The sequence below is a fragment of the Olsenella sp. oral taxon 807 genome (assembly GCF_001189515.2).
Taxonomy (GTDB): Bacteria; Actinomycetota; Coriobacteriia; order Coriobacteriales; family Atopobiaceae; genus Olsenella_F.
Window position 1 is genome coordinate 1,422,536 of record NZ_CP012069.2, and the last position, 17,994, is coordinate 1,440,529.

Genomic DNA, 17,994 nt, shown 5'->3' on the forward strand with positions numbered 1-17,994 from the left:
TGCCGCAGGATCGTCTTGGCACCTCGCCCGAACGAAAAACGACCGACATGAGTCGCCCCACCGTCGGGGCGACTGTGACAGGGGAGGCCAACCATGCGCTACGACTTTGACACCAAGATCTCAACGGATAGGTCGAGCTCGGCGAAGTGGCGCGAGATGCTCAATCACAACTCACGACTCGGAGCGGAGATCGTGCCCCTCTCCGTCGCGGACATGGAGTTTAGAAATCCGCCCGAGGTGATCGAGGCCTTAAGGGACTTCCTTAAGGAGACGACCCTTGGCTATGCCGCCCCCACCGAGGCGTACTACGACGCCTGCCTCGCCTGGCAGAGACGCAGGCACAGCTGGCTTCCCGAGAGACGTTCCCTCGTGCCCACGGCAGGGATCGTGCCCGCCATCTTCAACGCCGTACGGTCGCTCACCGAGCCGGGAGACGGCATCATCATCCAGCCACCAGTCTATCGCCCCTTCAGGCTCTCGATCCAGAAAAACGGACGCAGGCTCGTCGAGAACCCGCTCAAGATTATCGAGGCGCAGGACGGCACACACCGCTACGAGATGGACTTCGACGATCTCGAGGCGAAGGCCGCAGACCCCAACACCAAGATGCTCATCCTCTGCAGCCCCCATAACCCCGTGGGACGCGTCTGGAGCGCCGAGGAGCTGAGGCGGCTTCTGGACGCCTGTCTTGAGCACAACGTCATCGTCGTCTGTGACGAGATCCACGACGACCTCATCATGCCTGGTCACGAGCACGCGGCCATCATGTGCGTAGCCGATGCGGGCGAGTACGACAGGCTCCTCATCTGCACGGCAGCCTCGAAGACCTTTAACCTCGCGGGCTGCCAGTCGTCGGCCATCTACATTCCCGACCAACAGCTCCGTGAGCGCTTCTGCGAGGGACTCGATCAGGTTGCCCAGGGCAGCGGACTCAATGCCTTCGCCTACGTCTCCACCACGGCGGCGTACACGCGTTGCGACGAGTGGCTCGACCAGCTTATTACCTATGTCCAGGAAAACTACAATTTTCTCAAGGGTTACCTGGCTCGCTTCCTGCCAAGCGTCGAGGTATATCCCATGGAGGGTACCTATCTCGCCTGGGTTGACTTCAGAAGCTGGGGCCTCTCGAGCAGCGAGCTCGAGAGCTTCATGAGAGAAGACGCCCTGCTCTTCCTCGACGAGGGCCATGTCTTTGGCACGGGCGGTTCGGGTTTCGAGCGCTTCAACCTCGCGTGTCCGAGATCGGTACTCGGCGACTCCCTCGAGCGCCTGGTCCTTGCCACAAATACGAGGGGCATTCCCTCAACATGAGCCTTGGAGGCCCCATGTCACTGGAACGTGAGAAGACAGGTTGCGACAAGGAGAGGGATGGGCTATGAAGTATTCCATCAACGCGCCGCAGGCGCCTGAGGCACCGGGGGCGTACTCGATGGGAACTACGGCGGGGAGGCTCATCTTCACCGCAGGACAGATCGCGCTCGACCCGACCGATCCGAGCAAGGTCGTCAGCGGCGGGGCAAGGGCCGAGGTCGAACGCATCATCGAGATCATCACCATCCTGTTGGCCGAGTGCGGCTGTACGCTGAGCGATGTGGCGAAGTCCACGCTCTACCTCACGAACCTCAATGACCTGGGAGCCGTGGAGGAAGCCATCTCGCGTCACTTCGTGACACCGGCGCCCGCACTCTCGGTGGTGGAGGTCACTCGACTCCCCCGAGGCGCACTTGTCGAGATGGACTGCATAGCGTGCAGGTAGTAGGGTTATCATAGGTACTGACGTCAACCGTTGACAGGAGTCTGCCGCATGGAGCCACAAAAGAACGCCAACGAGATGGGTGCCACCGAGATCTTTCGCATGTCTTCCACGGATGCCACCTCTCCCGACATCATGGACCGGGCCGCCCAGATCCGCCCCACGCTCTCGATAGTCAAGGGACCGCAGGCGGGGTCCGTCTTCGAGCTCGATTCCACAAATGTAACCGTCGGACGCGATCCAACGAACACCGTCTTTCTCAATGACATGACCGTCTCTCGCCACCACGCGCGCATCGACCTCTCGAGCGTGTCGGCGGGATATGCGACCGTCGAGGATCTTGGGTCTCTAAACGGAACGTGGGTAGACGGCGCGATCGTCAGCAAGGCTGTCCTCAAGGACGGCTCGACGGTACAGATTGGCACCTTCCGCATGGTGTTTCACGCCAACAAGAAAGCTACACGGATCGAGACCGGTGCATAGCGCATGCCTGATGCCGGTTACCTGACAATCGGGAAGGTCGTCAAGCGACTTCAGTCGCAGTATCCGGATCTCTCAATCTCCAAGGTCCGCTACCTCGAGGACGAGGGGCTTCTCACGCCATCCCGCACGCCATCGGGCTACCGGCTCTATTCCCAGTCAGACATACGCCGACTCGAGACCATCCTCTACCTGCAGAAAAGTCGCTTCATGCCCCTGCAGGTCATCAAGGACCAACTTGAGGGCAAAGGGGGAGAGTCGCTGTCGTCTGCGATAGTCGCGAGCCTCTCGGACCCTGAGCAGGATGACGACGAGGTGACGTCGAGGCTGCATCCGATAGACCGCATGCCCGAGCTCCTGAGCGTCTCGGTCACCTTCGTGCGACAGCTCTCGGAGGCGGGGATCATCGTGCTCAAGACCTCTCCCCAGGGACGTTACCTCGTGGATGGTCACGACTTTCCCCTGATCCGTACCTGCAGCGAGTTGCAGCACTTTGGCATCGCGCCCAAGAACCTCAGGCAGTACGTCACGAGCGCCAACCGCGAGAGCGCCCTCTTCGAGCAGGCCCTCGTCGTGTTCGCACGCAAGGCTGGGGGTGTCGAGATGGAACAGACCGCAGAGACGAGAGGACAGTTCGCGAACGCCCTCCAGCAGATGCTCATCCTCACGAGCAGGGTGCATGACACCCTGCTCAAGAGACAGATCAAGAAGGCATTCTCCAACATGGATGAATAGGACAACTCACACGTCACCCATGAGGCATGTACATGAACTCGCCCGATTTGCGGGCACATCCAGGAAAGGAAAAACCGTGCCCACCAATGACCTTGCGCGCTACATCGTAGACATTCCCGATTACCCAGAGCCAGGCGTCATCTTCAAGGACATCACGCCTCTGTTGGCCTCCGCAGACGGACTTGCGCTCGCCGTCGACCAGATGGCGGAGCACTTTGCAGGCGCGGGCATCACGAAGGTCATGGGTGCCGAGGCTCGTGGCTTTCTGGTGGGATCGCCCGTCGCCTACAGGCTTAAGGCAGGCTTCGTTCCTGCGCGCAAGCCCGGCAAGTTGCCCCGTGCGGTCTATAGTGAGTCCTACTCGCTCGAGTACGGCACCAGTGAGCTACAGGTACACCAGGACGCGCTCACAACGAGCGATAGGGTGCTCATCGTCGATGACCTCGTGGCCACAGGCGGAACGGCAATCGCCACGGCACGACTCGCCAGGCAGGCGAGCGCCACCGTGGTGGGCTTCTCGTTCATCCTTGAGCTTTCCTACCTCAATCCAAGAAAAACCATCGCGGAAGACTTTCCGCAGGAGGTCTTCTCACTTGTCCACGTGTCGTGAGACGCGTCGGGTGACGGCCCGTGCACCCACCACATGCCAAGGATTTTTCTTTTCGTATGATGAAAGTTTTTGGTAATAGGTGAGAGGATATGCGCGACATGCGGGTTCACAGCGAGGAGGATCATGGCGCAGAGGCCATCGAAGAATGTCAGCAAACAGGTGAGCAGGAGATTTTCGAGGAAATTCCAGTTTGATATGGTCTGGGAGGGTGGTTTGGTGGGCCTCGTGGGCGGAGGCGTCGTGACGCTCTACCGTCTTTGCCTCACCCGTGCGGAGGAGTTTCTGAGATGGCTCCTCGTGCAGGCCCACCACACGCCGCTCGCCCTCGCGGGCTTCTTGGCACTCCTGCTTCTGTCCTGTCTTGTCGTGGCGAAGCTCGTGGGATGGGAGCCCTATACGCAGGGCTCTGGCATCCCACAGACTGACGCCGAGGTCATGGGCCGTATCGATATGCCCTGGCATCGCGTGATGTTCGCCAAGTTCACGGAGGGGTCCCTGCTCACCCTCTCGGGCCTCTCGCTTGGCAGGGAGGGACCCAGCATCCAGCTCGGTGGCATGGGCGGCAAGGCCGTCTCGAGGGCGCTTCGCAGGGGTCGAGGGGAGGAGCGCCTACTTGTCACCTGTGGCGCTGCGGCAGGTATGTCTGCGGCCTTTCACGCCCCTCTCACGGGCACCCTCTTTGCCATCGAGGAGATCCACAAGGAGTTCACACCATCGCTCATCGTCTCGGCCATGGCCTCTGCGGTTGCGTCTGACTTTCTGGTATCACAGGTTCTGGGCGTCTCACCCGTGCTGCAACTGAGCGTCGTGCGCGACCTACCACACCAGCGCTACCTCTACGTGCTTGCGTTGGGTGTCTTATGTGGCATAGTGGGAAGCATCCACAACAAGGGGATGTTCTTCTGCAGCGAGAGGGTCTATGGCAGGCTGGCGAAGCTTCCCTTTGCCGTGCGCCTCGCCATACCCTTTGTCATCACGGCTGTCATCGCGTTTGCGGCCCCAGTGCTTCTCTGCGGGGGAGACGCCATCGTCAAGGAGCTCGCACGGCCAAGCTTACTTCCCACGCTCACGCTCCTTGCGCTCCTGCTCGGAAAGTACCTCTTCACGACCGTGTGCTTTGCCTCGGGTGCCCCCGGAGGAACACTCTTTCCCCTCTGCGTCATGGGCATGCTCACAGGGGCGCTCTACGGAAGCGTCCTCTCGAACGTGACGGGCATGCAGGACATATTCATCATCAACTTCATGGCCCTCGGCATCGCGGGCATTTTCTCGTCAGTCGTGCGGGCCCCGGTGACGGGCGTTGTGCTCGCCTTCGAACTCACGGGAAGCATGAGTGCGCTGCTATCGGTATCGATTGTCTCGATCGTGTCGTACGTCGTCGCGAACGTCATCGGAGTGGATGCCTTCTACGAGCACCTGCTCGTGAAGCTCTTGGGGGTGACCAAGATCAAGTCGTCCGTACGTGGCGGCGTCACAGGCGAGAAGGTCTTGCATGTATACACCGTCGGTGCGGGAAGCCAGGTCGAGGGCAAGCGGATCAGCGAGGTGAGCTGGCCTGAGTCGTCACGCATCATCACGATAGACCGTGAGGGCGTCGACGTGCTGCCCACAGGCTCGACCAAGCTCCAGGCGCTCGACGAGATCCTCGTCATCATGGGTGCGGACGGCGAGGACGAGGCTCAGGCCAAGATCTGGGCACTGTGCAAAAACTCGCTCGCGACGACACGCACACCGCGCAGCTGACCCATTACACGCCGAGGTGGAGGCCGACCGCGCGATTGAAGAGGCCCGCTCCACTGGCATGGGACGCATAGGGCATCAGAGAAGACCACATGGCAAAGTGTGGTTGTGGTAGCTTGTGGTAGCCCTCTTACTTTACATAATATATATTATCACGGATTTGTTACTGCTCCCATGTGGGCAGCCTTTTCCATGTGCGCAGCCTTCGGCTTTCAACAACCTTTGGCTTCCATGCGAACTGGCACGTCCGGACCCGCGCACAAGGAACCCGCATGCGGGCCGTCAGAAGTCTTACGCGCCTCACAACTCATGCGCCTCAAAACTCGCGCGCCTCAAAAAAGCAAGCGCCGGGGGTGGTACCGTCCACCGATGATGCCAGACGGTACCAGCCCCAGCGCCACAGTGCGTGCCCCACGAGCACAGCCGCGCAGAATCAGCCCTCCACAGGCTGGCCCAGGTACGCCGCGACGCTCGTTGCCGCGATGGCACCGTCTGAGACTGCCGTGACTATCTGCCGCAGGCTCTTCTGCCGGACATCGCCCGCCGCAAAGAGTCCGGGCGTCGAGGTCTCCATGCGCTCGTTGGTCACCACGTAGCCGTGTCCATCAAGCTCTGCGAGCCCCTCGAGAAGTCCTGTCGCAGGCACACGGCCCGCAAACACGAAAACGCCAAACGAACCCTTGTCATAGGTCTCGGTCGTCTCCTCGCCGGTCTCGTTGTTACGGAAGGTGATGGATTCCAAGAGCCCGTCGCCCTCAACCCTCACGACGCTCGTGAGGTACCGGATGTTGACCTTGTCGCTCTCGGCCACCTGCTTTGCGACAGAGGCCTGCGCCCGCAGGTGATCCTTGCGAACGACCATGGTCACCTTACTGGCGAGCTTGGCGAGGAACAGCGCCTCCTCCGCAGCGGAGTTACCGCCACCGATGACAAAGACCTGCTTGTTTCTATAGAACATGCCGTCGCAGGTCGCGCAGTATGAGACGCCATGCCCCGCGAACGTGGACTCGCCCTCGAAGCCGATGTGTCTGGGCGTGGCGCCACCTGCGACGATGAGTGCCCGTGCGCGGTAGGTCGCCGAGGAGGCCACCACTGTGAAGATACCCGTCGCATCGTTGTGCGAGATGCCCTTGACATTATCCATGACGATGGTGGCCCCCAGGTCCTGGGCCTGCTTCTTCATGGCGTCGGTGAGCGAGAAGCCGTCGGTATGCGGGATGCCCGGATAGTTATCGACCTCGCTCGTGAGGATAACCTGCCCACCCACGGCCTCCTGCTCAAGGGTCACACTGTCAAGCAGTGCCCGTGCCGCATAGATAGATGCGCTGAGCCCGGCCGGGCCACCGCCGATGATCACAAGATCCTTAATGCTCTCTGACATGATATCAACCTTTCACTTGCGAATATGTCACTACGATGCTACCCATTCGCAGCCAAGGCATACCCGCCGCGAGACCTTTTTCCCATGCCGTCATCACAACGCTCGGGACAGACCCTACGCAGGGCTAGGACACGAGGAAGTAGACCACAAACGCCACGGCGGCAACCCACATGAGTGGCTTGACCTTTCTGACGTTCTTGGTGGCGAGCGCGACGACAACGTACCCGATGAAGCCAAGGCCGATGCCCGAGGAGATCGAGTAGGTCATGGGGATGCCCGTGACGATGAGGAAGGCGGGAAGTCCGTCGAGAAGGTCCGACCAGTCTATCTCGATCACCTCGGAGAGCATGAGGAAGCCGACATAGACGAGGGCACCGCAGGTCGCTGCCCCGGGGACCACAGAGATGAGCGGCTCGAAGAGGACGGCGACAAAAAAGAGCAGACCGCAGAAGACAGATGACAGACCCGTGCGACCTCCATCGGCAGCGCCTGAGGTGGACTCGACGAAGGTGGTGATCGAGGATGCACCAAGAAGTCCGCCGGCTGCGGCCGCACAGGAATCTACGACGAGGATCTCGCGCATGTTCTCGACGTCGCCGTCCTTCGTGAGGAAGTCACCCTGCTTCGCGACGGCCATCGCAGTGCCCATGGTATCGAAGAAGTCGGACATCATAAGAGAAAACGCGAGTATGAGCAGGGTCGGCGTAGTCATCACCTTGACGATCCCCATAGTGCCGGTCGAATCGGCCTGAAAGGGAGCGCCAAAGGTCGAGAAGTCAGGAAACGAGACGATGCCAGACGGTGCGGTCGTAAGTCCCAACGGAATACCGGCGATGACCGCGACGACGATGCCAAGCAGAAGCGCACCCTTGATCTTAAGGGCGATGAAGAAGATCGTCGCGACGATGGAGATGACGCCGATGGCGAAGGAAGGGTCGGTGAGCTTGCCGAGTGCCAATGGCGTGCCACCGCCACTGACGATGATACCGGCCTTCATGAGTCCTATCATAGTTATGAACAAACCGAGACCCACAGAGATACCATGGCGCAGCGAGACTGGTATGGCGTCCATGATGGCCTGGCGCAGGCCACAAAGGACGAGCAGCAGGATGGCGATGCCCTCGACCAAGATGACACCCATGGCGGCGTGCCAGTCGCCACCACAGTAGGAGATCGTCGCGATGGCAATCATGGAGTTGATGCCGAGGCCCGAGGCGAGGGCGAGCGGGCGGTTGGCGAAAAGCCCCATTGCGATCGTCATGATGCCTGCGCCGAAGCAGGTGCTGGTGATCGTAGCCGCGAAGGGTACCCCTGCCCCCTGCAGTATCTGGGGGTTCAGTGCGATGATATAGGACATCGCAAGGAAGGTCGTGAGACCGGCCCTCAGCTCTGCTGAGGTGGACGACCCCCGCTCTGACATCTTAAAGAACGTATCCATGTGTTCCCTTCTCTCTTTGCCCACCACAACGGATGGACACAGCGGATACCCCGCCTTCATGCGCAGAGCCTGCGCGACGACGGGAGGTCAGACACCCCTGCCTCGCAGCGGGGCATGCCATGCACCAGGCTAGCTGCCGCTGGAGCCGAAACCTGCGGCGCCACGATCGGTTTGATCCAGCTCGTCCAGCTCCTTCAGGCTAACAGTAGGAACCCGCTGTATCACAAGCTGGGCGATTCGCTCCCCCCTGGAGATTACGATGTCTTCTGCAGGATCGAGGTTTATGGCACAGACCTTGAGCTCACCGCGATAGTGCGCATCGACAAGCCCGGGGGTATTTGCCATGGAGAGACCCCTCTTGAGGGCCAAACCGCTCCTCGGCTGCACAAAGCCGGCATATCCGTCAGGGATAGCAATCGCCAGCCCCGTCGAGATGAGTCGACGCTCAAAGGGCCTGAGTACGACGTCCTCGCTCGAACGCAGGTCAAGTCCGGCATCACCCGCATAGGCATAGCTCGGAAGCTCGATTGAGGGATCAAGGCGAACAATGGGTAAGGTGATGTGCTCTTGAGTCATGGTACCAAGCTCCGAAGCTCCTCGCTAAACTCATCGACGTCCTTGAAGTCGCGATAGACAGAGGCGAAGCGCACATAGGCCACCTTGTCGACATCGACGAGCCGCTGCAGCACCATCTTACCGAGATCCTGCGAATCGACCTCGGTCAAACCGTCATCCCTGAGCGTAGAGACTATCTCGTCGATGAGCTCTTCGAGCGTCTCCACGCTCACATCGCGCTTGACGGTCGCGGCGACAAGCCCGCGCATGATCTTGGAGCGATCGAAAGCCTCCTTATGCCCGTCCTTCTTGACGACCATGAGAGGCATCTCCTCACGACGCTCGTAGGTCGTGAAGCGCATGCCGCAGCGCACACACTCCCTCCGCCGGCGAATGGCATCGTTACTCTCTGAGGGCCTAGAATCCACGACTCTTGACGACTCACAGCCACACTTTGGACAACGCATCTCTCCCCCCGCCTCACGTTGACAAAGGGAAGATACCACAAGAGCTCGCTAACTCGGTGACAAAAGATGGATTTTATGGCAACGGAGACGATATCACGTGATGATAGAACGAATGTGTTTAGGAACGCGTGTGCTGAATATGCTATACTACTAGAAGAGGATGATATGTTGTCATACAGTATAAGAGCAGGTGTTTTGTATACTGTGGTATGTGAGGAGGAGACATGACCAAAGACAAGCTCAGCAAGCGCCAGACCGCCATCTATGACTTTATTTGCGCCTACACGTCAGAACATGGGTATCCGCCCTCGGTCCGCGAGATCGGAAAGGCCGTAGGTCTCGCCTCGCCCTCAACCGTGCACATGCACCTCAAGGTGCTTGAGGAGCGCGACCTCATCAGGCGGGCTACCAACAAACCGAGGACCATCGAGATCGTTTCCTCGAACAAAGAAGACAAAAGACCCGTCACCGAAGCCCATACATCAGCTGTCGACGTCGCTGATGCCAGCGTCATATCCCTTCCGCTCGTTGGCCGCGTGGCAGCAGGCACCCCCATCCTCGCGGAGCAAAACATCGAGGAGAGGATCGCCCTCCCGACGAGCCTGGTGGGAGACAGCAGCTCCTTCTTACTCAGGGTGCACGGCACGTCCATGGTTAAGAAGGGTATCTTAGACGGGGATATCATCGTCGTGCATGAGCAGCACGACGCCCAGAACGGAGAGGTCGTGGTCGCACTCATCGACGACTCTGCGACGGTCAAGACCTTCTATCGCGAGGACGAGTACATCCGCCTTCAGCCCGAGAACGACGCCATGGAGCCCATCTATGTCAAAAGCCCCATCATCCTCGGCAAGGTTGTGGCCCTCGTGAGGTCCTTTGCCTAGCGCTGCGGAGGGAGGCAGTGAGGCTGGCGGCGTGCCCGGCGACTCTGGAGCCGTCGTCAAAGATGCGAAAGGGCGCCTGCGGGCGGTGGATGCCCTAAGAGGTGTCACGATCATCTCGATGGTTCTCTTCCACTGGTGCTATGACCTGCGTTACCTCTCAGGAATCCCCCTCTCCTTCTTTCAACCTCCCTTGCAGGACGTCTGGAGGGCGACCATCAGCTGGACCTTCTTGTTCATCGCGGGATGGATGTGCTCTCACTCACGCAGCTACGCCAGGCGTGCGGCGCGCTATCTTCTTGTCGCCCTGCTCATTTACCTGTCGACGAGCCTCGCTCGCGTGGACGCCCCCATACGTTTCGGGATCATATTCTGCATGGGTGCAAGTACGCTCGTAGCCGGACTCGCCCTGAGGGCGGGGCTGCTCGACGGCAGCTGGTGGCAGACGGTGGCCCTTCTCGTCCTCTTTGTGATGCTCCTGCGACTGCCCGAGGGTACCTTTGGCGTAGGCGCACTTGCGCTACGGCTTCCACGGGCGCTCTACGACACACCTTACCTCTCGTGGCTCGGCTTCCCCGGTCCCCGCTTCGTCTCGGGAGACTACTATCCCCTACTCCCCTTTGGCCTCATGTACCTTGTGGGCGCAAACGTGGGCGTCATGCTTGCGAGACGCACGTTGCCCACCTGGGTCTTTGAGTGCGGTCTTGGTCCTCTCGCTCTCATAGGCAGACATCCGCTGCTCATCTACCTGCTTCATCAGCCCCTGCTCCTTGTGCTTGCAAGCCAGGTTCACTAAGGAGACGCAGAATAAGTGTTCAGCCCCTGCCAGGACTCCTGTCCATCGGTCGATCTTTCGGAGGCTTTGTGAGTTCGTGTGGGGAGGTGGTTGCGTCACCGCCCCGGCGGCGTGGGTCTCAGGTCCAAGCACCCTGGCGTCACGGGGGCTAAGGGGCCGTCGATACCGTGGGACTCGTGGCCTACCCGGTCGCGCAAGGGGCCGTGGGGACACGGGAGTGTACACAAATGCCCCGAAACGGCCTCTCGGAGCCATTTCGGGGCATTTGTGTACACTGTTGCACCCACGAGCTGTGTCGGGTGGCACGAGCGCCTCAACCGCCATGGTATGTCGGCGACGCCCCCTCGGTATTCGAACCCCTGCGGCCTCCTCGGACGTTCCGGGTCCCTCTCGTGGCCCCTCCGGATGCCCTCGCGGGCAACGTCTGACAGGTCCAGCCAGCACAAGCGCGAGGCGCATCCTGAGCAGCGTCTCGGCGGGCCAGAGCTGCCTGTCGCACCTGTCCACGCCCGTCCCCGGCGGCTCAACCAGGGCCAGCAGGTCGGCCCAAAGCACCACGGGGCCCGTCTGGTCGAGGAGGCCGGCCCACCTCGTGCGCCTGGCCCTGCCCTCCCACCCGGCCCGTGCGAGGCTCGTCTGCCTGCCCAGCGCCCGTCCGTCCCGACCGTTCCATCATGGCGCAGAGGCGGCCCTCCGACTGCGGGTATGTCACATCCTCCCATGTTTTACGCCCGTCCGGGCGCGGGGTAGGCGGCGCGCGTGCCCGGGGCCTCGCGCCCGGGAGGCGACCCCAACCCATCCGTCAGCCTGATTTGTTCCGCGTCTCTCTCATATGACCCGAACACTGTCAATAGGCAATGACCGTCTTCTCGAGAGTTCCTTGTCAACCTTCGATGGCAGATCCGCGCCTGCGTCCCGGAAGACCGCTACGAGACCGACGTGCCGGCGCGCAGTCCCATGTCTGCGGATGCCGCAGCTCGTGCGGCCCACACCTCGCCTCTTCCGGCGCGGCGGCGGGCGGCAGCCTGGGAGTCGCGCGTGCCGGTCTCCCGGTACGCATGGGGAACGGCGCGCCCCCGTCGCCTGACCTCGGGCCCGCGATCTCCCGGGACGCAGGCGGGCCATCCCGCGCGGGCGTCGCCGCCCGCCGAATCGTCCAGTCCTTGCGGCGCGGCCCGAATCTGGATGCGCCACGCTCGCTCATTGCTCAAGCGGCGGCTCGCTCAAGTTAAGGCACGTCCTAGCATTGGCGTCGCGCCTGCTAGCCTGTGGATCGCCCGGACCCACACTGCCACTTGGCCCTGAGCGTACCGTTTTGGTGCGCTCGACGTCGAGTGGCAGTGTGGGCGGCGCTGCCCCGTGCGTTCACCATCGAGTGGCAGTGTGGGCGGCGCTGCCACTCGGCCCTGGGCGTGCAGTCCCGTGCGGGTGGCACTGCCACTCGGGCCCGAGCGTACCGTTTTGGTACGTTCAACGTCGAGTGGCAGTGTGAGTCGCACTGCCACTCGGGCCTGAGCGTGCAGTCCCGTGCGGGTGGCACTGCCACTTGGCCCTGGGCGTACCGTTTTGGTGCGCTCGACGTCGAGTGGCAGTGTGGGCGGCGCTGCCCCGTACGTTCACCACCAAGTGGCAGTGTGAGTCGCACTGCCACTCGGGCCTGGGCGTGCAGTCCCGTGCGGGCGGCACTGCCACTCGGGCCCGAGCGTACCGTTTTGGTACGTTCAACGTCGAGTGGCAGTGTGAGTCGCACTGCCACTCGGCCCTGGGCGTGCAGCCCCGTGCGGGCGGCACTGCCACTTGGCCCTGAGCGTACCGTTTTGGTGCGCTCGACGTCGAGTGGCAGTGTGGGTGGCGCTGCCCCGTACGCTCGACGTCGAGTGACAGTGTGGGCGGCGCTACCCCGTGCGCTCGACGTCAAGCGGCAGCGCATACATACGTCAGCTCGCGTTAAGCCCAGGCACCGCCTACTGAGGGTCCGCAGGCTCGCTCTCGTGGAGGTGAGGCTTAAACATAGCTGCCACCCGGACCGGCACCCTTGCGGTCACGAGAAGGCCCTCCGGCAAGTACTGCTCGTGCATGATCTGGCAGCGCTCATGGACCACCCTCTGCAGGAATCCCTCACGATAGGGAATGAGCGCCGTAAGGGTGGTGTCATCCTGCGCAGCCCTCTGGGCGATGCGATAGCGTAGCCCCTGCAAGCCCGTACCCTCGAGCGCGGAGATCAGGATGGCGTCAGGATGGGAGGTCGCAAGCGCAGAGTACGACGCCTCGTCCAAGAGGTCGCACTTGTTGTAGACGGCCACGAACGGTATGCCAGAGGCACCAATGCGATCCAGCACCTCATCCACAGCAACGAGCTGCTTTTCTCGGTTAGGGTCTGAGGCGTCCACCACTTTGAGGATGAGATCAGCCGCTCGTGCCTCGGCCAGCGTCGAGTTGAACGACTCCACGAGCGTGGTCGGGAGCTTCTGAATGAAACCAACCGTGTCCGTGATGGTAATCTTACGACCCGCCTCGAGCTCTAGGGTACGCGTCGTGGGATCGAGCGTGGCAAAGAGCTCGTCCTTGACATAGACTCCAGCGCCGGTCAGCCGATTGAGCAGCATGGACTTGCCGGCATTGGTATAGCCGACAAGCGCCACGCGAAAGATGCCCGAGTCCCAACGAGCCTTACTTTGGACGGCTCGATGTTTGTCGAGCTCGGTAAGCTCCCTCTTGAGGGAAGAGATCCTGTCACGGACGAGGCGGCGGTCGATCTCAAGCTGACTCTCGCCCTGACCAAACCTACCACCGATGCCGCCTCGGGCCTGCTCACTCACCAGATGCCCCCACATGCCCTTGAGCCTCGGTAGCAGGTACTGAAGCTGTGCGAGCTGCACCTGGAGCCGCCCCTCGTGCGTTTTCGCATGCCTGCCAAAGATGTCCAGGATGAGCGCGGTCCTATCGATGACCTTCGTGGACCTGCCGATGATCCTCTCGAGGTTTCCCTGTTGCGAGGGGGTGAGCTCATCATCGAATATGACCACATCCGCCTCAAGCGAACAGGCGAGCCGAGCGAGTTCCTCGGCCTTGCCTCTGCCGATGAGAGTACGCGACTTCGGCCTGGAAAGCTGTTGCGTGACGGTCGAGACGACCTCGGCGCCTGCGGTGTGGGCAAGCCGTCCCAGCTCTGCGAGCGACTCGCAAAGCGGCCACTCGGACCTCCCGAGCTCAATGCCAACCAATATCGCACGCTCGGCCTCAGGCATCGTGGACTGCGGCTGGGGCTTAGGCATCGAGCTGCACCGCCCTCTGAGCCCTCAGGTCTAAGACAACCCTGTGGGCGGCGTCCCTGACGCTCATGCGATCGAGGTCAAGGGTTTTTGCGCGACCATCCCTTTTGAGCCATGAGATCTGCCTCTTGGCGTAGCGGCGCGTGCGTGCCGCTACGAGCTCCTGAGCCTCCCTTAGCGTCATATGGCCTTCGAGCGCCTCTGCCACCTCCTTGTAGCCTATGGCCTGACCGGCCGTGGATCCCAGAGAGAGGAGGCCGTCACTCAGAAGGCCGCGTACCTCGTCTACCAACCCCGACGCGAACATCCTCTCGACGCGGGCGTCTATACGTGCGTAGAGCCTCTCGCGTGCCATGGACACGGCATAGATGGTCGTCTCATAGTGTGGGCGATGCCGCTTGAGACCCGCGTGCGTATCTGCGTAGGATGTCCCCTCATCCAAAAGCTCGAGGGCTCTCACGACGCGACGGGCGTTATGGGGATGTATGAGCGCGGCGCTTGTGGGATCCCGCTCCTCGAGCAGTCGGTGGAGGGCATCCGCGCCCTGCGCCTCGACCATGGCCTCATAGCGCCTGCGCGCCTCGCCCGTTCGCTCGCCCCTAGGGAAGTCCATCTCGTCTATGACCGCGTCGAGGTACAGGCCAGTGCCTCCGCAGAGGACGGGGACCCTGCCTGCGGCCAAGAGACGGTCCACGCACGCTCGCGCGTCCCTCTGGAAGAGCCGTGCCGAGTACGCGTCGTTTGCATCGCAGACGTCAACCATGAGGACGGGTGCATGGCGCTCCCCCACCGGCATCTTTGCCGTGCCTATGTCCATGCGCCTATACAGCTGCATCGCGTCTATTGAGACGACGGAGCTGTCCAAGAGCTGGGCAACGCGGTCCGCAAGCGCGCTCTTGCCCGACGCGGTGGGCCCGACGATGGCTATGACGGGGCCGGTGGGATCCGTCAGGACTGTCTGCGCACTCACCGCAGCTCGCCTTCCAGGGTTCCGCGCAAGAACCAGGGACGGGCTGCCGCAACCTTGACGGTGCAGAGCCTACCGACGAGCCCCTCTGGAGAGGCGCCCTTTGGCAGGTCGAAGAGGACCGTCTGGTTCTTAGGACTGTGACCCACCATGACCGTGGCGCTGCGCTTCGAGCTGCCCTCGACGAGCACCTCGACACTCGCACCGAGCTCCGCCTGGTTAGAGACGAAGGCTTCCTCCTCCACAAGTCTTGCAAGCCGCTCGAAGCGTTCCTGAATGACCTCGTGGGGTGTGTTGTCCTCGATCTTGGCAGCGGGAGTGCCAGGGCGCCTCGAGTAGATGAAGGTATAGGCGAACGAGAAGCCCACCTCCCTCACGAGCGAGAGCGTATCCTCGAAGTCCCGCTCCTCCTCACCGGGAAACCCCACGATGATGTCGGTCGAGAGCGCGATGCCGCTCACCGCCCTCTTGAGGCGACAGGCAAGATCGAGGTAGCCCTCCCGAGTGTAGCTACGCCTCATGGCCCTCAGAATGCGCGTCGAGCCGCTCTGGACGGCAAGGTGCAGGTGGGGCATTACGGCAGGCACCTCGGCCATCGCGGCCATGGTCTCGTCCGAGAGGTCCTTGGGATTTGACGAGGTGAAGCGTATGCGCCCGATACCCGTCTCCCCCACCTTACGCAAAAGCTCGGCGAAACGGGGCTTGCCGTAGAGGTCGCGCCCGTACGAGTTGACGTTCTGCCCGAGAAGCGTAACCTCCCGCACGCCATCGGCCACGAGCGTCTCGACCTCCGCGACGACGCGCTCCATCACGCGGCTCCGCTCGCGCCCGCGCACATACGGCACGATGCAGAAGGTGCAGAAGTTGTTACAGCCCGTCATGATGGGTACCCAGGCATGGAACGCCCTGGCACGGCGGGATGGCAGGACACAGGAGAAGTCTCGTCCCTCCTCCTCAATATCCACAAGCACCCCATCCTCGCCGGAGCTGAGGCTGCCCACGAGCAGGGAGGGCAAAGACGAGAGGGCGCTCGTGCCAAAGATAACGTCCACATTGGGGATGCGCTCCTTGAGCCTGGCGCCGTCACGTTGGGCGATGCAGCCGCCCACAGCGACGAGTCTCCTTCCCGAGGGGGCCTGAGGCAGGCGTACGAGATTGGATGCCTCCCCGTAGAGGTGCGTGTCGGCCTTCTCGCGCACAGAGCAGGTCATGAACACGACGATGTCCGCCTGCGCCGGATCATCCACCATGTTGCAGCCACACGAGTCAAGCAGCCCGCACACGCGCTCCGAGTCGTGGAGGTTCATCTGACAGCCAAAGGTCCTGACGAAGTAGGTCCTGCCCACAAGGCCGTCAAGGCGCGCCACTATGCCTCCTGGCCAGGCTCGCCAGCTCGAGTCGGGTCACCCGTAACCTCCGAGGGGCTCAGCGCACCTGCGGCCCTACGGGAATCGAGCCTATGGACGTAGACGGCTATACGTATGGCTGTTCGCATCTCGCCCCCGATCTGGATGTCAGAGAACGTGGGAGCGCACGAGATGTCGACCCCCGTCGGTATCAGGAAGCCGCGTGCGATCGCTATCGCCTTGATGGCCTGGTTGACCGCACCAGCACCTACAGACTGAAGGTTCACCGGCACACCGTCCTTCACCATGCCCGCGATAGCCCCAGCCACCGATGCCGGGGACGACTTACTCGATACCTTGAGAAAATCCATGTAGTGCTCCTGATGCATCATCGCCTCGTTTAAAGCCACAACTGCTTCCTTAGTCTTCAGTTAAGCCTAATCCATTGACTATAGTAACGCAGTTTATCGTCAATCACCCTGCGAAACGTGAAAGGTGACAACAACCTTCTCGGACGTTGCCCTGACCGTGGGGGCATCGGAAAGTGTGAGATAATAGCGCTCTGCAAGGAATGCGAAGTCTCTCTCCATGATACGCGAGAAACGCTGGGCATCGTCACTCGAGACGCGCAGCCTCCTCTGCTCTCGCATGAGGTCGACCTCGCTGCGACGGGTTTTCCCATGCCCCCCACCCCTGCGCGAGAGCCTCGAGAACACGCTTCGCACGGGCCGGATCTGCCCAGACAAAATCCTGTGGGCCGTGCGCTCGCTCATCTCGAGGCCGACCGAGCGCGCTGCAACAAGTAGCTCTGAGGCATCCGCCGCAACGGGTATGCGCTCGAGCACCCCAAGCTCGTTTACGTCGTCAACGAAGAGCAGCTCGCTCGCGTCAAGATGCACTCGCGTCTGCTCGCGTATCGTGGCCACGATGTCGGCGGCAGATCCGAGCCAGACGTCAACGCGCCCCCTCTCGTCGAGCACGAACTCGGCGCAGCAACGTATGATGTTGTGGGGTCCGCGCACGATGGTGTGCCCGTCCTCCCCATCCTCGCCCATGGTCGGCCAAGTTGACTGGTCTGTACGCTCTGCGAGGTTCCCCGTGTCAACGACCACGCGAATGGAGCTTCCCGCGCCTGGCGCGGATGCCATGACCTCGGCGCTGAGGGCATTCTCGCGTACCGAGAAGAGCGCCATACCCCTGCCGTGCACGCCCCACCTGTCCACGTGGACGCTGTCGAGCTTCGAGGTGACACGAGCGTCGAAGATGCGCTCCCGAAGCCCCTTGGGAATGCCACGACCGTCATCCAGCACGACGAGGGTGCGAACGTCGCCATCTTTCGACGTGGCCAGATAGACGTGGCGAGCACCCGCGTCGCGCGCGTTTCTCAGAAGCTCGATGACGGCATCCTCGACACAGCGGATGTCGTGACGGGCCTGTCTGCGTTCTGCCTCGGACACCCTGAGGCGCACGTAGCCCCCACCGAGGTCCTCCTCCACCCGAAGCGAGCGCTCCTGCCCCGCGGCGGATATGAAATCAACCAGCTCGGCTGCATCGGACATCTGGGGTCACCCAC

Annotated in this window: 18 protein-coding genes; 8 read left to right on the forward strand and 10 right to left on the reverse strand. The window is 61.8% G+C overall.

All coding sequences use genetic code 11. The features are described from left to right. Window positions 1-93: 93 nt before the first annotated feature. The 6 genes from ADJ70_RS06095 (at window position 94) to ADJ70_RS06120 (ending at window position 5,321) form a co-directional block, all read left to right on the forward strand. Window positions 94-1,311, forward strand: a complete 1,218-nt coding sequence (locus ADJ70_RS06095) for a MalY/PatB family protein (protein ID WP_050344359.1) — start codon at window positions 94-96, stop codon at window positions 1,309-1,311. A gap of 64 nt (window positions 1,312-1,375) precedes the next feature. Continuing rightward, window positions 1,376-1,756 carry a Rid family hydrolase gene (locus ADJ70_RS06100; RefSeq protein WP_050344360.1) on the forward strand — a complete coding sequence of 127 codons (381 nt, stop codon included), beginning with the start codon at window positions 1,376-1,378 and terminating at the stop codon, window positions 1,754-1,756. Window positions 1,757-1,804: 48 nt separating this feature from the next. Then, window positions 1,805-2,236 carry an FHA domain-containing protein gene (locus ADJ70_RS06105; protein WP_050344361.1) on the forward strand — a complete coding sequence of 144 codons (432 nt, stop codon included), beginning with the start codon at window positions 1,805-1,807 and terminating at the stop codon, window positions 2,234-2,236. Between the two features lie 3 nt (window positions 2,237-2,239). Further along, window positions 2,240-2,968, forward strand: a complete 729-nt coding sequence (locus tag ADJ70_RS06110; protein WP_050344362.1) for a MerR family transcriptional regulator — start codon at window positions 2,240-2,242, stop codon at window positions 2,966-2,968. A gap of 76 nt (window positions 2,969-3,044) precedes the next feature. Continuing rightward, the gene (locus ADJ70_RS06115; RefSeq protein ID WP_050344363.1) at window positions 3,045-3,578 is read left to right on the forward strand and encodes an adenine phosphoribosyltransferase; all 534 of its coding nucleotides are present in this window, start codon (window positions 3,045-3,047) and stop codon (window positions 3,576-3,578) included. Window positions 3,579-3,701: 123 nt separating this feature from the next. After that, the gene (locus ADJ70_RS06120) at window positions 3,702-5,321 is read left to right on the forward strand and encodes a ClC family H(+)/Cl(-) exchange transporter (protein ID WP_050344364.1); all 1,620 of its coding nucleotides are present in this window, start codon (window positions 3,702-3,704) and stop codon (window positions 5,319-5,321) included. Between the two features lie 430 nt (window positions 5,322-5,751). Here the strand turns inward: ADJ70_RS06120 and trxB are convergent, their stop codons facing one another. From trxB to nrdR, 4 genes are all read right to left on the reverse strand, one after another. Further along, window positions 5,752-6,699, reverse strand: a complete 948-nt coding sequence (gene trxB, locus ADJ70_RS06125) for a thioredoxin-disulfide reductase (protein WP_050344365.1) — start codon at window positions 6,697-6,699, stop codon at window positions 5,752-5,754. Between the two features lie 124 nt (window positions 6,700-6,823). Next, on the reverse strand, window positions 6,824-8,137 hold the full coding sequence (locus ADJ70_RS06130) for an NCS2 family permease (protein WP_050344366.1): 1,314 nt from the start codon (window positions 8,135-8,137) through the stop codon (window positions 6,824-6,826). A gap of 129 nt (window positions 8,138-8,266) precedes the next feature. After that, window positions 8,267-8,713 carry a dUTP diphosphatase gene (gene dut / locus ADJ70_RS06135; protein ID WP_050344367.1) on the reverse strand — a complete coding sequence of 149 codons (447 nt, stop codon included), beginning with the start codon at window positions 8,711-8,713 and terminating at the stop codon, window positions 8,267-8,269. Continuing rightward, the gene (gene nrdR, locus ADJ70_RS06140) at window positions 8,710-9,159 is read right to left on the reverse strand and encodes a transcriptional regulator NrdR (RefSeq protein WP_050344368.1); all 450 of its coding nucleotides are present in this window, start codon (window positions 9,157-9,159) and stop codon (window positions 8,710-8,712) included. The genes dut and nrdR overlap by 4 nt, the downstream gene beginning before the upstream one ends. 224 nt (window positions 9,160-9,383) lie before the next feature. Between nrdR and lexA the strand changes: the two genes are divergently transcribed. Both lexA and ADJ70_RS06150 read left to right on the forward strand, forming a co-directional pair. Further along, entirely contained in the window at window positions 9,384-10,043 is a 660-nt protein-coding gene (lexA, locus tag ADJ70_RS06145; protein WP_050344369.1) for a transcriptional repressor LexA, read from the forward strand. A 31-nt stretch (window positions 10,044-10,074) separates the two neighbouring features. After that, on the forward strand, window positions 10,075-10,836 hold the full coding sequence (locus ADJ70_RS06150) for a heparan-alpha-glucosaminide N-acetyltransferase (RefSeq protein WP_253273252.1): 762 nt from the start codon (window positions 10,075-10,077) through the stop codon (window positions 10,834-10,836). 926 nt (window positions 10,837-11,762) lie between these two features. Here ADJ70_RS06150 and ADJ70_RS14555 read toward each other — a convergent pair. The 6 genes from ADJ70_RS14555 to ADJ70_RS06175 form a co-directional block, all read right to left on the reverse strand. Continuing rightward, window positions 11,763-12,047 carry a hypothetical protein gene (locus ADJ70_RS14555; protein WP_157051419.1) on the reverse strand — a complete coding sequence of 95 codons (285 nt, stop codon included), beginning with the start codon at window positions 12,045-12,047 and terminating at the stop codon, window positions 11,763-11,765. A gap of 753 nt (window positions 12,048-12,800) precedes the next feature. Next, window positions 12,801-14,111: a GTPase HflX gene (gene hflX / locus ADJ70_RS06155; RefSeq protein WP_050344370.1), complete on the reverse strand. Its 1,311-nt coding sequence runs from the start codon at window positions 14,109-14,111 to the stop codon at window positions 12,801-12,803. Next, on the reverse strand, window positions 14,104-15,078 hold the full coding sequence (miaA, locus tag ADJ70_RS06160; RefSeq protein ID WP_253273253.1) for a tRNA (adenosine(37)-N6)-dimethylallyltransferase MiaA: 975 nt from the start codon (window positions 15,076-15,078) through the stop codon (window positions 14,104-14,106). The genes hflX and miaA overlap by 8 nt, the downstream gene beginning before the upstream one ends. After that, window positions 15,075-16,442: a tRNA (N6-isopentenyl adenosine(37)-C2)-methylthiotransferase MiaB gene (gene miaB, locus ADJ70_RS06165; protein WP_050344371.1), complete on the reverse strand. Its 1,368-nt coding sequence runs from the start codon at window positions 16,440-16,442 to the stop codon at window positions 15,075-15,077. The genes miaA and miaB overlap by 4 nt, the downstream gene beginning before the upstream one ends. Further along, window positions 16,442-16,792, reverse strand: coding sequence for a stage V sporulation protein S (locus ADJ70_RS06170; protein ID WP_050344826.1), 351 nt, complete (start codon window positions 16,790-16,792; stop codon window positions 16,442-16,444). The genes miaB and ADJ70_RS06170 overlap by 1 nt, the downstream gene beginning before the upstream one ends. A 99-nt stretch (window positions 16,793-16,891) precedes the next feature. Next, entirely contained in the window at window positions 16,892-17,980 is a 1,089-nt protein-coding gene (locus ADJ70_RS06175; RefSeq protein ID WP_050344372.1) for an ATP-binding protein, read from the reverse strand. Window positions 17,981-17,994 lie beyond the last annotated feature (14 nt).

What these genes read in the sequence shown, in the direction of transcription:
- trxB (WP_050344365.1), bottom strand. Translation starts at nt 6,699, where the DNA reads ATGTCAGAGAGCATTAAGGATCTTGTGATCATCGGCGGTGGCCCGGCC.
- ADJ70_RS06095 (WP_050344359.1), top strand. Translation starts at nt 94, where the DNA reads ATGCGCTACGACTTTGACACCAAGATCTCAACGGATAGGTCGAGCTCG.
- ADJ70_RS06170 (WP_050344826.1), bottom strand. Translation starts at nt 16,792, where the DNA reads ATGGATTTTCTCAAGGTATCGAGTAAGTCGTCCCCGGCATCGGTGGCT.
- ADJ70_RS06130 (WP_050344366.1), bottom strand. Translation starts at nt 8,137, where the DNA reads ATGGATACGTTCTTTAAGATGTCAGAGCGGGGGTCGTCCACCTCAGCA.
- nrdR (WP_050344368.1), bottom strand. Translation starts at nt 9,159, where the DNA reads ATGCGTTGTCCAAAGTGTGGCTGTGAGTCGTCAAGAGTCGTGGATTCT.
- ADJ70_RS06105 (WP_050344361.1), top strand. Translation starts at nt 1,805, where the DNA reads ATGGAGCCACAAAAGAACGCCAACGAGATGGGTGCCACCGAGATCTTT.
- ADJ70_RS06110 (WP_050344362.1), top strand. Translation starts at nt 2,240, where the DNA reads ATGCCTGATGCCGGTTACCTGACAATCGGGAAGGTCGTCAAGCGACTT.
- ADJ70_RS06100 (WP_050344360.1), top strand. Translation starts at nt 1,376, where the DNA reads ATGAAGTATTCCATCAACGCGCCGCAGGCGCCTGAGGCACCGGGGGCG.
- lexA (WP_050344369.1), top strand. Translation starts at nt 9,384, where the DNA reads ATGACCAAAGACAAGCTCAGCAAGCGCCAGACCGCCATCTATGACTTT.
- hflX (WP_050344370.1), bottom strand. Translation starts at nt 14,111, where the DNA reads ATGCCTAAGCCCCAGCCGCAGTCCACGATGCCTGAGGCCGAGCGTGCG.
- ADJ70_RS06175 (WP_050344372.1), bottom strand. Translation starts at nt 17,980, where the DNA reads ATGTCCGATGCAGCCGAGCTGGTTGATTTCATATCCGCCGCGGGGCAG.
- ADJ70_RS06120 (WP_050344364.1), top strand. Translation starts at nt 3,702, where the DNA reads ATGGCGCAGAGGCCATCGAAGAATGTCAGCAAACAGGTGAGCAGGAGA.
- dut (WP_050344367.1), bottom strand. Translation starts at nt 8,713, where the DNA reads ATGACTCAAGAGCACATCACCTTACCCATTGTTCGCCTTGATCCCTCA.